The sequence below is a fragment of the Janthinobacterium sp. GMG2 genome, assembly GCF_033949445.1.
Lineage (GTDB): Bacteria > Pseudomonadota > Gammaproteobacteria > Burkholderiales > Burkholderiaceae_D > Janthinobacterium > Janthinobacterium aestuarii.
On the sequence record NZ_JAXAWA010000006.1, the window covers coordinates 144,133 to 157,382 of the forward strand.

The 13,250-nt window shown below is 63.7% G+C and carries 14 protein-coding genes; 6 read left to right on the forward strand and 8 right to left on the reverse strand.

The annotated features are described in order from the left end of the window. Window positions 1–55: 55 nt before the first annotated feature. Window positions 56–1,267, reverse strand: coding sequence for an MFS transporter (locus SKZ59_RS21115; protein WP_319992861.1), 1,212 nt, complete (start codon window positions 1,265–1,267; stop codon window positions 56–58). 242 nt (window positions 1,268–1,509) lie between these two features. Next, complete coding sequence (locus SKZ59_RS21120) at window positions 1,510–3,402, reverse strand: alpha/beta fold hydrolase (RefSeq protein ID WP_319992862.1); 1,893 nt, start codon at window positions 3,400–3,402, stop codon at window positions 1,510–1,512. Window positions 3,403–3,652: 250 nt separating this feature from the next. Here SKZ59_RS21120 and SKZ59_RS21125 point away from each other — a divergent pair, with 250 nt between their 5' ends. Beyond that, a complete protein-coding gene (locus SKZ59_RS21125; protein ID WP_034749909.1) occupies window positions 3,653–3,889 on the forward strand; it encodes a DUF3820 family protein in 237 nt (78 codons plus the stop codon). Between the two features lie 20 nt (window positions 3,890–3,909). Here SKZ59_RS21125 and SKZ59_RS21130 read toward each other — a convergent pair whose 3' ends face one another. Beyond that, a complete protein-coding gene (locus tag SKZ59_RS21130) occupies window positions 3,910–4,293 on the reverse strand; it encodes a glutaredoxin domain-containing protein (protein WP_319992863.1) in 384 nt (127 codons plus the stop codon). A gap of 124 nt (window positions 4,294–4,417) precedes the next feature. Here SKZ59_RS21130 and SKZ59_RS21135 point away from each other — a divergent pair, with 124 nt between their 5' ends. Next, window positions 4,418–4,933, forward strand: coding sequence for a hypothetical protein (locus SKZ59_RS21135; protein ID WP_319992864.1), 516 nt, complete (start codon window positions 4,418–4,420; stop codon window positions 4,931–4,933). Here SKZ59_RS21135 and SKZ59_RS21140 read toward each other — a convergent pair. Both SKZ59_RS21140 and SKZ59_RS21145 read right to left on the reverse strand, forming a co-directional pair. After that, window positions 4,930–5,607 carry a GNAT family N-acetyltransferase gene (locus SKZ59_RS21140; protein WP_319992865.1) on the reverse strand — a complete coding sequence of 226 codons (678 nt, stop codon included), beginning with the start codon at window positions 5,605–5,607 and terminating at the stop codon, window positions 4,930–4,932. The genes SKZ59_RS21135 and SKZ59_RS21140 overlap by 4 nt on opposite strands. 55 nt (window positions 5,608–5,662) lie before the next feature. Beyond that, complete coding sequence (locus SKZ59_RS21145) at window positions 5,663–6,151, reverse strand: Lrp/AsnC family transcriptional regulator (RefSeq protein WP_034750278.1); 489 nt, start codon at window positions 6,149–6,151, stop codon at window positions 5,663–5,665. 77 nt (window positions 6,152–6,228) lie between these two features. Here SKZ59_RS21145 and SKZ59_RS21150 point away from each other — a divergent pair, with 77 nt between their 5' ends. Continuing rightward, window positions 6,229–7,122, forward strand: a complete 894-nt coding sequence (locus tag SKZ59_RS21150; RefSeq protein ID WP_319992866.1) for a DMT family transporter — start codon at window positions 6,229–6,231, stop codon at window positions 7,120–7,122. Between the two features lie 19 nt (window positions 7,123–7,141). On the opposite strand, the gene SKZ59_RS21155 is transcribed toward SKZ59_RS21150, so the two are convergent. After that, window positions 7,142–8,344 (reverse strand): MFS transporter, encoded by a 1,203-nt coding sequence (locus SKZ59_RS21155; protein WP_413774584.1) that lies wholly within the window; start codon window positions 8,342–8,344, stop codon window positions 7,142–7,144. Continuing rightward, complete coding sequence (locus SKZ59_RS21160; protein WP_319992867.1) at window positions 8,341–9,447, reverse strand: alpha/beta hydrolase; 1,107 nt, start codon at window positions 9,445–9,447, stop codon at window positions 8,341–8,343. The genes SKZ59_RS21155 and SKZ59_RS21160 overlap by 4 nt, the downstream gene beginning before the upstream one ends. Before the next feature lie 98 nt (window positions 9,448–9,545). Here SKZ59_RS21160 and SKZ59_RS21165 point away from each other — a divergent pair, with 98 nt between their 5' ends. Continuing rightward, entirely contained in the window at window positions 9,546–10,439 is an 894-nt protein-coding gene (locus tag SKZ59_RS21165) for a LysR family transcriptional regulator (protein WP_034749920.1), read from the forward strand. Here SKZ59_RS21165 and SKZ59_RS21170 read toward each other — a convergent pair. Continuing rightward, a complete protein-coding gene (locus SKZ59_RS21170) occupies window positions 10,404–11,636 on the reverse strand; it encodes an MFS transporter (RefSeq protein WP_319992868.1) in 1,233 nt (410 codons plus the stop codon). The two genes, SKZ59_RS21165 and SKZ59_RS21170, sit on opposite strands and share 36 nt — an antisense overlap. A gap of 97 nt (window positions 11,637–11,733) precedes the next feature. Between SKZ59_RS21170 and SKZ59_RS21175 the strand changes: the two genes are divergently transcribed. Both SKZ59_RS21175 and SKZ59_RS21180 read left to right on the forward strand, forming a co-directional pair. Then, on the forward strand, window positions 11,734–12,642 hold the full coding sequence (locus tag SKZ59_RS21175; RefSeq protein WP_319992869.1) for a LysR family transcriptional regulator: 909 nt from the start codon (window positions 11,734–11,736) through the stop codon (window positions 12,640–12,642). A gap of 64 nt (window positions 12,643–12,706) precedes the next feature. Next, the gene (locus SKZ59_RS21180) at window positions 12,707–13,240 is read left to right on the forward strand and encodes a DUF4256 domain-containing protein (RefSeq protein ID WP_319992870.1); all 534 of its coding nucleotides are present in this window, start codon (window positions 12,707–12,709) and stop codon (window positions 13,238–13,240) included. Window positions 13,241–13,250: the final 10 nt, after the last annotated feature.

Below are 13,250 nucleotides of genomic sequence, written 5' to 3' on the forward strand. Positions count from 1 at the left end.
ATTCTCGCCCGTTTTGGTGTTTTCTGCCAGAAACTTACTGGCAGATCAGGCTAGCCTAGTGCCCCACCGCATGGATCGACTTTTCACCGCCGGCACGCACAGGTATGGGACTCAAACGGTCCAGCCGGCCGCTCAAGGCTGTCAGACCGAAGGCACCCAGCACGACGAGCGCACCGATCCAGCCCGTGTGCACGAGGCCCAGGTGTTCGACGATCAGGCCGCCACCCCAGGCGCCGCCGGCGATACCAAGGTTGAAAGCGGCGATATTCAGGCCCGACGCCACGTCGACGGCGCGGGGCGTGAAGTGCTCCGCTTGCTGCACGACATACACTTGCAAACCGGCCACGTTACCGAAGGCCACGGCGCCCCACAGCAGCACGGTGATGACGACCAGCACCGGATGCGGCGCCGTGAAGGTCAACAGCAGCAAAACAAACGCCAGCAGCAAGAAGATCAGTTTCAGGGCACTGACAGGACCTTTCTTGTCAGCCAGCTTGCCGCCCCAGATATTGCCGAACGCCACGGACACGCCATACACAAGCATCACCACGCCCACGGCACCGGCGCTGAAGCCCGACACTTGCTGCAAAATCGGCGCCAGATAGGTAAAAGCGATGAAGGAGCCGCCATAGCCGACGGCCGTCATCGCGTACACGAGCAGCAGACGCGGCTGGGCCAGCACCTGCACTTGCTGCAGCAGGGAAGCCGGTTTGCTGTGGGCGATGGTCGACGGCACGTACAGCAGGCTGCCGATGAACGCCACCAGGCCGAGGGCCGAGACGGCAAGGAAGGTTTCGCGCCAGCCGAAATGCTGGCCGATGAAGGTGCCCAGCGGCACGCCCGTCACCAGGGCCACGGTCAAGCCCGTAAACATGATGGCAATCGCGCTGGCCGCCTTGTCTTTCAGCACCAATGACGTGGCGATGGTCGAGCCGATCGAGAAGAACACGCCATGCGCCAGCCCCGTCAGGATGCGGGCGACGACGAGGGTTTCATAGCCGGGCGACTTCCACGCCAGCAAGTTACCCAGGGTGAACAAGACCATCAGCGACAACAGCAAGGTCTTGCGCGGGATCTTGCCCGTCAGGGCAGTCAGCACGGGTGCGCCGACGGCAACGCCCAGCGCATACAGGCTGACCAGCAAGCCAGCCGATGGCAGGTTGACGCCCAGGTCGGCGGCGATGGTGGGCAACAGCCCCACGATAACAAACTCGGTGGTTCCGATGGCAAATGCGCTGAGGGTCAGCGCGAGCAAGGCAATGGGCATGGCAAACTCCGATCAATGATGTTGGCATGCAGTATCGGAGTTTTCTTTGTTTCGAAAAATACTTCGCTTGGCAGAAGATAATTGCGCTCAAATCAACAATTTATAAGATATCGATCCAGTAGCAGCCGCTGACTACCTGCCGAGCGGTATGCAAACGATAACGACTGGACATGAGCAAAAGGAATTGAACAACCAGAAATATTACAAAGGCATATTGATTACAAAGGCATATTGCCCGGACCTTAACGCAGCTGCGGCCTTTCTATCCTTTGTGCCCTGCTGCGTGTTTCCCGTTCAATTTCGCTGCGCCGCTGACGCTCTGCTTCGGCGGCAGGAGACTGGAATATCTGCATCTGCGTGGCATTTTCTTGCCGTTCTACTTGCTGGAGTTTAGCTGTCGCCGCCTCGGCCGACATTTTCAAGGTCGCCACCTCCAGGCTGGCCGCATCCTGCCGCAACGAAGCTACTTTTTCCATGTTGCGCACCAGTTGCAGCGACGACTCGCGGTAAGCAACCGTGTCGAGCCACACCGGAATGGCCGGCATCGACGGCGCCTGGTCCTCTTGGGCGGCAGGCAGCGGCGTATCGGGATGCCCAGCGTGCGGAAGCGCATGCGACCAATCCATGGCATCTGAACGTATCAGCAACTCCGCGCGGCCTTGTGCCAGCAGTTTGTCGCGCAGTTCCTTTTCTGCCTGCAGATAAAAGGCATCGATGCCGGCGCTCTGCGCCAGCGCCGCGGAAGCAATGCTCCTCAGATTGGCGGCGGCCAGCAGGTCTGCAGTCAGCAGCCATTGCTCGGCGCTGGGCAAGCGCTTGATGGGCTCGCCAAGAGCGGCGTGCGCGACAGCCGCCAGTTGCGCATTGAGCTGGTCGGGATCATGCTGTAATGCCGCGATTTTTTCAGCATTGGCAGGATCGCCCAGGTACTGGGCCAGGCCGGTCGTCACCTTGATGGCATTGCGCTGGTGGCCCGTACGCAGACGGGACAAGTCAGGCACCAGCACGCGTACCGTTTGCTCCGAGGGTAAATCGCTTTTTAAGGTGAATTCGTAGGCGTTTTCATCGGCATCGACGCGCAGCGTAACGGTCAGCAACTCAGTGGAGTTGCCATTGATCAGCTGCGGACTTGCGCCAGGCGAAACCAGCAAGGAACGGCTGGACTTTTTCCCGATCCAGTACTTCATGTGGGCACGCCCCGTATTCATCAGGCGGACGTTTTCCTCGGGCGCGCCCAAGGTGAAAATATAACTATTCTCGTCACGCTGAAAATCGGGCAGCTCCAGCTGGGCACTCATCTGCAGCGGCAGCACATGCTCGGTCAACTGCCCGGACAGAAACATGTAGGCAGGATGCGTAGCCCGATCGGGCTTGACGAGCGAAATGTGATCCGCATTATCGATCGCCACCGGACGCCCGTCGCACACGCGCGTCGCGCTTCCCCACTGCACGATGCGCACGCCCCCCACATCAGCCGTTTCATAGGCGCAGCTGACGCGCGGCTTGGCCGCAAGGCTGGCCCAATCGTCGCTAAGCTGCTTGAGCATGTCATTGCTGTCGACTGGCCTCAAGTTCGACAGCGCAGGATTGCTCGCCACCAGCCCTGCCAGTTGCGCCACCTGTGCTCCCTCCATCGGCGCACTGAACAAAACGATCAGCGGCACTTTTTCAGCCAGTGCGGGGGCCTTGTCCAGATTATTGGCCAGATAGCGCATGATGACGAGCCCACCCATGCTGTGCCCGACAAACACAATGGCCGGGTAGTCAAGCACACCGGACGGCTGCAGATAGCTTTGCAGCTTGTTGGCTGCCTCGCGGATATCAAGCGAGCCGCCAGTCATGATGTTGGAGCTGAAACCGAAGGCATAAGTATCGACTTGCGGTCCCAGCGTGGCATCATTCTTGAGCAGGCGAAAGAAACTCTCGCCATGCGCGTCCGTCCACGTACCTCGCGTGCTGCCAAAGATGCCATGCACGAACACGACCGCGATTTTATGCCTGGTATCGGACCGCTCTACCCAGCCTGGATCCTCGCCATTCACAGGGACCGAACGGTGGCACGCAGCCAAGACCAGGCAAGCAGCAATGAGTGTCAGCCACCAATGCTGGCGGCGCAGTGCGACAGCTGTTCGCATTCTTGCCCCCTTTCCATGCCATGACCACGGATGCCACCTGCTGCCCGTGCATGTAAGCGTCACGGCGCACTGACGACACAGTATGTGGCGCAACGGCGCTTGCGCGTAGTGAAATGCATGATAGTTTGATTTCGCGAAAGCCGGCCCCAATACGATGGAACCAAATCACGCGCGTGGTGTACAAACTGACGGGTGTCGGCCGTCCCGGCCCGTCTGCTACACTGCGCCGCAAGCAAGGGAGGGCAGTAATATGAATTCAGAAAAACTGGCGCTGCTGGTCACGCGCGAAATGCCATATGGGAAATATCAGGGACGGCTGCTGGCCGACTTGCCGGGACACTACCTGGGCTGGTTCGCGCGCGAAGGCTTTCCCTCGGGCGAACTGGGCAGTTTAATCGCGCTGATGTACGAGCTCGACCACAACGACTTAAGGAGCTTGCTCGACCCCTTGCGCACGCGCAAGTCGCCGTGGCGGCCGGGCGAGTAAGGATAGTAGTCAGGCGGGTCTTAGAACTCGCGCACCTTCTTGGCCAGCATGGCGCTGAACTCGCCATTTTCCACGAGTTTTTGCAGCTCGCTGGCGCCGCCGATGAGCACGCCGTTGACAAAGACCATGGGAAACGTCGGCCAGCCCGTCCACATCTTGAGGGCGTTGCGGCGGTGCCACTGGTTCAGATAGCTGCCGTATTGCAGGTGCTGGTAGGGCGTGCCCAGCACGTCAAGGATCTTGCGTGCCTTGCGCGGAAACGGATTGAGCGCCATGCCGACGACGACCACCTGGTGCGCGGCGATGGCAGCCTGCACCTCGCGCACGATGTCCTTGTGCTTGCTGCCGATCAAGGGACGGGCGGCGGAATGGATCTGGGCTTGGTCAAGGATGGCGCGGGTCATGAAAGTCCTGGGATGAGTGGCACGTGGCGTGCGGATCACGCATTGTGCCACGCAGACAGGTTGGCGTGGGCTACACTGCGCCTCTCCTCCCCTTCGCGTCAAATATATGCAAGACATCCATCCCATGCTTGAATGGCGCCGCAGCCGGTGCCTGCTCGGCGCTCTGCTGCTGGCCGCCAGCTGCGCCAGCGCCCACGCCGCCGATCCCGGCCTTGAAAGCGGCCTGCTCCACGCCCTGCACCTGAAAAAGGGCACGACGGACAGGGTGGGCACCTCGGGCAAGGCCATCGCCGCCTACATGCGCGAAGGCTATATCGGCAAGCGTCCCGACCAGCGCTTCGACTACACAGACTATTATTTGCTGAAGAAACCGGCCAGCTTCATGGGACATGAACTGGTGCTCATCGAGGAAGAATACATCTCGCAATACATAGGCTGCTGCGTCAGCCCCGGGGCCGGCGTGACGGTGAAAGTACGCGGCAACACGCAAAACCTGCAAGCGTTCGCCAGCGCCCAGCACTGCACCCTGACCGACCCAGTCGATATGCAACATGCATTGAGCGAGGTAGCCATCAAGGCCAAGCTGCCCCAAGGCCATTACGCCTCATTGAGCTGCCGCGAACGCGACGCGCAGCCCTAGCGGCTCGATGGCGGATGCCGTATGCCATCCTGAACGATCGTTGCCGTCGAATACGGGGATGCGATATGCCAGCCCAGGCTCGCATACAATTTCGCCCCATCGTCCGTTGCCACCAGCACCCGGCGCGCGCTGGCCGATCGTTGCCTGGCCGCCAGCGCGGCCATCAGCGCCCGCCCCAGACCCCGGCGCCGGTGGCCGGCCTCGGTGACGATGCGGTCAAAGACAAAGACACCGGCATATTCGACGGCATGGCCGCTGGCGGCAATACCCCCATCTTCGACCAGAATATGCGCCGTCGTGATTACCTGTGACGTCGTTATTTCCAGGCGGTAGCCGGCAGGCAGGTCCGGCGCCTGCAGAGTGCCTTCATGGGTCATGAAAAAGCCGCCGGGGCAAAGTTGCCATTGCGGCGGTAACAGCGCCAGCAATTGCTCCCCGTCGCCGCACATCTTGATGAAGATATGCGGACCGTGGATCGACGCTGCCAGCGCGCTGATGCCTGGAACAGGTCCCGCAAAAACGTGGCGCCGGATTTCGCCCGGCAAGCCCGTATCGACGCGCCATCCGCCGTGATCGGGCACGGGCAGCGCCAGGCCGCGCGCGATCGAACGTGCCGCCAGCCAGGCGGCAAGCAGGCCGGGATCGGCCAGATCCGACTTTCCTTGTTCTTCCAATTTTCATGCTCCTACATTCGTCCCTGTCCCGCTTATGCCAGGGAAAATCTTCCGCCTACCCCAGCGGCACGTGCAAGCCCATCTTCAGGCAAGTCAATGCCACCGACGTGCGGTAGCGCCGGATATTGTCGTCGCCGCCGAACAGGCGCTCCGTCAGCGCCTCGTATTCGGCCATGCTGCTGGCGGTAATGATCAGCAGGTAATCGGCCTCGCCCGTGATCCCGTAGCACTGCTGGATGGCAGGTTCGGCCATGATGCGCGCGCGCATGCCGGCCGTGCGCTGCGGGTGCTCGTCGTGCAAATGCACTTCCACCGTCAGGATCAGGGGGCGGCCCACGCGGCTCGCGTCGAGCACGGCCACTTCGTTGCGGATCACGCCGCTCTCGCGCAGGCGCCGGATGCGCCGCTGCACAGCCGGTGCCGACAAGTGCACGGCCTGGGCGATTTCGCGCTGCGAGGTCGTGTTATCGCGCTGCAAGATGTCGAGGATGGCCAGGTCGAATGTATCGAGGGTGAGGGATGGCGTGAGCGAAAGTTGCGTCATGAAGGTCAAAATGCAGTGCAAAACTCGGAGCAGACACAATAAACTTTCACTATTCCGATATCAAGCCTTTTATCACCATGCCATTACGCCGCTATTCCTCGTTGATTCCCCTGCTGGCCATCCTCGGCTCCGTCACCTGCCTGGGACTGGGCACGTCATGGGCCAAGCACAGCCTGTTCCCGCTCGTGGGCGCGCAGGGCACGACGGCCGTGCGCGTGGGCTTTTCCGCGCTGCTGCTGTTGCTGTTCTGGCGCCCGTGGCGCTGGCAGCTGAGCCGTGCCGACCTGCGCACCGTGGCCCTGTACGGCGCCGCGCTGGGCTTGACCAACCTGTGCTTCTACATGGCCTTGCGCACGATCCCGTTCGGCATCGCCGTGGCGATCGAGTTTTCCGGCCCGCTGGCCGTGGCTCTGCTGGCCTCGCGCCGCCCGCTCGACTTCGTCTGGGTGGCGCTGGCCGTGGCGGGACTGGCGCTGCTGCTGCCGCTCGGCCACGACGTCAGCAACCTCGATCCGACGGGCGTGCTGTTCGCCCTGGGCGCTGCCGTCTGCTGGGCCTCGTACATCGTCTTCGGCAAGCGCGCCAGCCATCTGCATGCGGGCCATTCCGTCTCGCTGGGCCTGGCCATGGCCGCGCTGGTGGTCGTGCCCGTCGGGGTGATGCACAGCGGCGCCGCCCTGCTCTCGCCCATCGTGCTGGGCGTAGGCTTGGGCGTGGCCCTCATTTCCAGCGCCATCCCGATTTCGCTGGAAATGGTGGCCCTGAAGCGGCTGACGCCGCAAGCGTTCGGCATCATGAGCAGCATGGAGCCGGCCGTGGCCGCCATGCTCGCGTACATCCTGCTCGACGAGCGCCTGGGTGCCGGGCAATGGCTGGCGATTGCCATGATCATGGCCGCGTCGATGGGCAGTTCGTACATGGCGCAGCGCCAGAGACGCGCTGCGCCGGCTGGTGCTCAGGCCCGAATATAAATCGTGAAGCTGGTATAGATCATGACGATGCCTCGTGCAGCCTGGCCGTGCGCCAGGCCAGCAGCGCGGCCAGCACGAGCAGCGCGGCGCTGGCCGTGAAGGTGGCGCGAAAACCGTGGCCATCGAGCAGGATGCCGCCGACGGTGGAACCGAAGCCGATGCACAGCTGGACGACGGCCACCATCAGGCCGCCACCGGCTTCGGCGTCATCAGGCAAGGTCTGCGCCAGCCACGACCACCAGCCCGTGGGCGCGGCCGTCGCCAGCAATCCCCATAGCCCCAGCAGCACGAAGACGGGCGCCAGCTCGTCGCCGAACGCCAGCAGGGCCAGCGCGATGGCGGCCATCAGCAAGGGAATGGCGACCAGCGTGCGGTACAGGCCACGCTGCAGCACGACGCCGATCAGCACCGTGCCGATGAAGCCGGCCACGCCGATCGCCAGCAGCAGCATCGACAAGGTGGGCACGCCGACGCGCGTGACGTTTTCCAGGAACGGACGCACATAGGTAAACAGCACGAACTGCCCCATGAAGAACGCGCCGACGGCCAGCATGCCCAGGGCCACCTGGCGGCGTTTAAGCAGAAGCAATAGCTGGCCGGAGCGGGCAGAACGGGCCGAAAGCGGCGAACGCGGCGCCGCCGGCATCGATGGCAGGCTGCGCCACTGCCAGGCCAGCGCCAGCAGCGCTACGGGCGCCAGGCACAGGAAGGCGCCGCGCCAGCCGATGCTGGCGCCCAGACAGCTGCCCAGCGGCGCGGCCACCACGGTCGCCAGCGCATTGCCGCCGTTGAAGATGGCCAGCGCCCTGGGCACGCTGTGGCTGGGCACAAGGCGCATCGCCACGGCGACCGACATCGACCAGAATCCGCCCACCACGACGCCGATCAGCGCGCGCCCCGCCATGTACATCGCGTAGCTGGTGGCCAGTCCCACCACCAGCGCCGACACGCACATCAGGCCCGTCAACAGCAGCAGCAAGGTCTTGCGGTTCATCGATGCCGCCAGGGTAGCGATGGACAGGCTGGCCAGCACGGCGAAGGCGCCCGAGATGGCGATGCCATAGCCGGCCAGGCCTTCGCTGACGCGCAAGTCCGCCGCCAAGGGCGTGAGCAGGCTGACCGGCATGAATTCGGAGGCGATCAGGGTGAACACGCACAGGGTCATGGCAAAGATGCCGCCCCAGAACGCGGGCGCTGCCGCCTCGCTGCGGACCGCGCTCATGCCGCCAGGGCGCGCTGGAAGAACGACGCCAGCTTGTCCCACGGGATCAGGGTCACGCGGTCATACAGGTCGACGTGGCCGGCGCCGGCAACGTAATGGAGTTCCTTCGGCTCGGCGGCGCGCCGGTAGGCATCCTCGCTGAACTCCTTCGAATGCGCCTGGTCGCCCGTGATGAACAGCAGCGGACGTGGCGAGATCGTCTCAATATCGATGAAGGGATAGAAATTCATGAACTTCACATTGCTGCTCAAAGTGGGACGGGTGGCGCGCTCGGGCAGCTGGCCGGCAGGGATGTAGGCGCCGCGCGGCGTGCGGTAAAAGTCGTGGAATTCGCGTTCGATAGCACTTGGGTTGGCGCTCAGCTCGGGCAAGGTGCCGCTCGTGTAGGCGGTGGCGCCGCCGGCAAATTCCACCTGGCGCTGGCGCGCGGCCGCGGCGATATAAGCCTGGCGCTGCGCCAGCGTTTGCGAGCGGCGCAAGCCATGGCGGCTGGCGCTGCCCATGTCGTACATGCTCACCGTGGCGACGGCCTTGATGCGCGGGTCGATCTTGGCCGCGCTGATGACAAAGCTGCCGCTGCCGCAAATGCCGATGGCGGCGATGCGTTCGCTGTCGACAACCGCTTGTGCGCCGAGAAAATCGACGGCCGCGCTGAAATCCTCTGCATAGATATCGGGCGAGACGGCGTTGCGCGGCTGCCCTTCGCTCTCGCCCCAGAACGACAGGTCCAGCGACAGGGCGACGAAACCCTGCTCGGCCATTCTGGTCGCATACAGGTTCGCGCTTTGCTCCTTGACGGCGCCCATCGGGTGGCCAACGATGATGGCGGCGTGCCGGCGAGCGGGATCCAGCTGCGCCGGCAGGAACAGATTGCCGGCAACCGTCATCTGGTACTGGTTCCGGAAGCGCACCGGCTGCACCGTCACCTTGCCGCTCTTGTAGAAATTGTCGGCGCCATCGGGCATGGCCGGCAAGGCCGGCGCGGCGGTGGCGAAAATGGGTGCGCCCAGGACGGATAGGACGCCCAGTGCCGCCATGCCCGTGCCCGCTGCCTTGACGAATTCGCGGCGGCCAGCGGTCGTTTTCATGCGTGTTGTCTTCATGCCCATGCTCCTTTAAAAGTCAGGGCACCATCTTGACGCAGGCAAGCTCTTTTGATTAGCGGGTACAATCTTGATGTAGTTATGAGAAAAATTCAGCAATGAGCCAAACCAAAGTCAACGATCTGCAAGCCTTCCTCGCCGTGGCGCGGGAACGCAGCTTTACCAAGGCCGCCGCCAGGCTGGGCATCACCGCGTCCGCGCTCAGCCACACCATCCGCACCCTGGAAGAACGGCTGGGCGTGCGCCTGCTGGCGCGCACCACGCGCAACGTGGCGCCCACCGACGCGGGTGAAAAGCTCATGCTGGCCATCGCGCCCCTGTTCGAGCAGATCGCCGCCGAGGTCGAGGCGCTGGGCGCGCTGCGCGACAAGCCGCGCGGCACTATCCGCGTCACCTGCACCGACGACCATATCGAACTGCTGCTGCGCCCCATGCTGGCCGGCTTCCTGCGCGACTATCCCGACATCAGCCTGGAACTGGTGGTCGACTACGGCTTTACGAATGTGGTCGAGCAGCGCTTCGACGCCGGCATCCGCCTGGGCGAAGCGATCAGCAAGGACATGATCGCCGTGCGCATCGGCCCCGACTGGCGCCTGGCCGTGGTGGGATCGCCCGCGTATTTCGCGCGCCATGGGGCGCCCGCGACGCCGCATGCGCTGACGGAATTCGCTTGCGTGAATATCCGCCACCGGCCCGCTGGCGCCATCTACGCCTGGGAATTCGAAAAGGATGGCCAAGCCTTTGCCGTCAAGGCCGAAGGCCAGCTGGTGTTCAACAGCATCATGCACGTGCTCAATGCGGCGCTCGACGGCATCGGCCTGGCGTATGTGCCCGAGCCCCTGCTGGCGCCCTACCTGGCCGATGGCCGCCTGGTCGAAATCCTCGCCGACTGGTGCCCCACCTTCCAGGGCTACCACCTGTACTACCCGAACCGGCGCCAGGCCACGCCCGCGTTTTCAGCCTTCGTGGAGGCGCTGCGCTACCGCGCCTGATTTCGCCACGTTCCTGCGCGCCAGCCAGGCCAGCGGCAGCAAGGCGAGCAATGCCGCTGCCACGCCGGCCCACGGCGACGACGCCATCAACTGGCGCGAGACCATCAGCGCACCGAGCATGGAACCGAAGGAAATGCCGAGGTTAAACGCGGAAATGTTCAGGCCCGAAGCGAAATCGACGGCGTGCGGCGTGTAGCGCTCGGCCGTGGCCAGCATGCCGGCCTGCAAGGCGGGCGACAGGCCGAAGGCGAACACGCCCCAGACGAACAGCATCACCGTCATCATCCACTGCGAGCTGATACTGAGCGCCACGCCCGCTTGCGTGACGGCCAGCAACAGCAGCATCACACGCAAGGCCTTTTGCCAGCCCAGGTGGCTCGTCAGGTAGCCGCCCGCCAGGTTGCCGGCAAAGGTGGCGACGCCGAACACGATCAGCAAGGCGCTGGCCATGGTGGCGGAAAAACCCGTCACGTCCGTCAGGATGGGCGTGATAAACGTGAACGCGGCAAAGCTGCTGCCGAAACCGAACGTCGTCACGGCCATCATGGTGATAATGGGACCGCTGCCCAGGGCCGCCAGCTGCGTCATGGCCTTGCCGCCCTTGCCTTGCTGCAAACCGGCCGGCAGCCAGCGCGCCATGGCGGCCAGGCCCAGCGCGGCCAGGACCACCACGGCAAAGAAGGGCAAGCGCCAGCCCATCAAATTGCCGAGGAAGCTGCCGAACGGCACGCCGATCACCATGGCCAGGGTCAATCCCGCGAACATCACGGAAATCGCCCTGCCCGCCTGCGCCTTGTCCACCAGGCTGGCGGCCACGGTGGCGCCGATGGCAAAGTAGGTGCCGTGCGCCACGGCCGTGATGACCCGCCCCAGCAGCAACAGTTCAAATGTGTGGGAAAACGCTGCCAGCAGGTTACCTGCCAGGAACACACTCATCAGCCCCAGCAGGGCCGCCTTGCGCGGCAGGCGCGACATCAATAGCACCAGCAGCGGCGTGCCGATGGCCAGCGCCAGCGCATACAGGCTCACCAGCGAGCCGGCAGATTCGATGGAAATTCGCAAATCTTTCGCGATGCTTGGCAGGATGCCGACGACGATGAATTCGGTCACGCCGATGGCAAAGGCGCCGACGGCCAGCGCCAGCACGCCGGCCGGCATCTTGCTCGTTTGAGGGGAAACAGGGCTTGCGGTGGTCATGGCATTCTCCGGCTGAGTTCAAGCCAGCCAGTGTATCGGGCATTTCGCTTTTGATATAGACTCCGATAATGGAAACACCTGTGAAATGGATTCAATAATGGCCAGGCAAGACATCAACCGCGCGTTCGAGATGGCCGTGTTTGTCGCCGTGGTGGAAACGGGCGCATTCTCCGCCGCCGCGCGCCGCCTGGCCTTGACGCCGTCGGCCGTGAGCAAGCTCGTCAACCGCCTGGAAGCGCGGCTCGGCGCCCGTTTGCTCCAGCGCAGCACGCGCCAGCTGCACACGACGCCCGAGGGCGACGCCTTCTTCGTGCAGTGCAAGCGCATCCTCGACGATATCGACGGCGCCGAGCGCGAAGCATCGCAAGGCGCGGCGCCGCGCGGACGCTTGCGCATCAACTGTTTCGTACCGTTCGGCGTACGCCATCTGCTGCCCATCCTGCCCGAGTTCGCGCAGCGCTATCCCGACATCGTGCTCGACGTCGTCGTCAGCGACGCCATCGTCGACTTGCTGGAAGACCGCACCGACATCGCCATCCGCACGGGCAAGCTGAAGGAATCGAACCTGGTGGCGCGCAAACTGGGCGAAGACGCGATGATCGTCGTGGCCTCGCCCGCCTACGCGGCGCGCCACGGCCTGCCGCGCACGCCGCAGGATTTATCCACGCACAATCTGCTGGCGTTCAACTTCCGCTGCCAGAACGAAACCTGGCCCTTCCTCGATGGCGCGGGCGGAACATTGCAGGTGGCGCCGCAGGGCAATACCTGCGTCAGCGATGGCGAAAGCATGCGCCAGCTGGTGCTGGCCGGCATGGGACTGGGACGCTTTTCACGCCAGCACGTGCTGCGCGATATCGAGCGGGGCGATTTGATTCCCGTGCTGCAGGACTACAATCCCGGCGACAAGGAACTCGTGCACGCCGTCTTCGTGGGACCGGGCTTGCAAGTGCCGGCCAGGGTGCGCGTGATGCTCGATTATCTGCTGGAAAAAGTGCAGCTGGGGTGAGCGCCGCCTGCCCACATCGCGTCTTATAATCGGCCGTACCATTGAACTTCCAGGGAGCCGCGCCATGCATGATGACTTGATCCATACCTTGCAAACCCGCTTCAGCAAGCACATGCACCGCCATCCGGGATGGACGTGGGACAAGGTGCTGGCGCGGCTGAATGCCGCTCCCGCCAGCCTGGCGGTCTTGCAGCAAATGGAAGACACGGGCGGCGAACCGGACGTCATCGGGCACGCCGGCGGCACGGGCGCCGTCACGTTTTGCGATTGTTCGGCAGAAAGCCCGCTCGGCCGGCGCAGCCTGTGTTTTGATGCTGATGCCCTGGCCGCGCGCAAGGCCAACAAGCCGGCCGGCAGCGCCATGGCCATGGCGCAAACGATGGGAGTCACACTGCTGACGGAAACGCAGTACCGCCAGTTGCAGGAACTGGAACCGTTCGACCGCAAGACCTCGAGCTGGATCGCGACGCCGGACAGCATCCGAACGCTGGGCGGCGCCCTGTTTTGCGACCGCCGCTATGAGCAGGTCTTCGTCTACCACAATGGCGCCGACTCGTATTATGCGAGCCGGGGTTTCCGTGGCTTGCTGCGCGTCTGACCGCTACGAC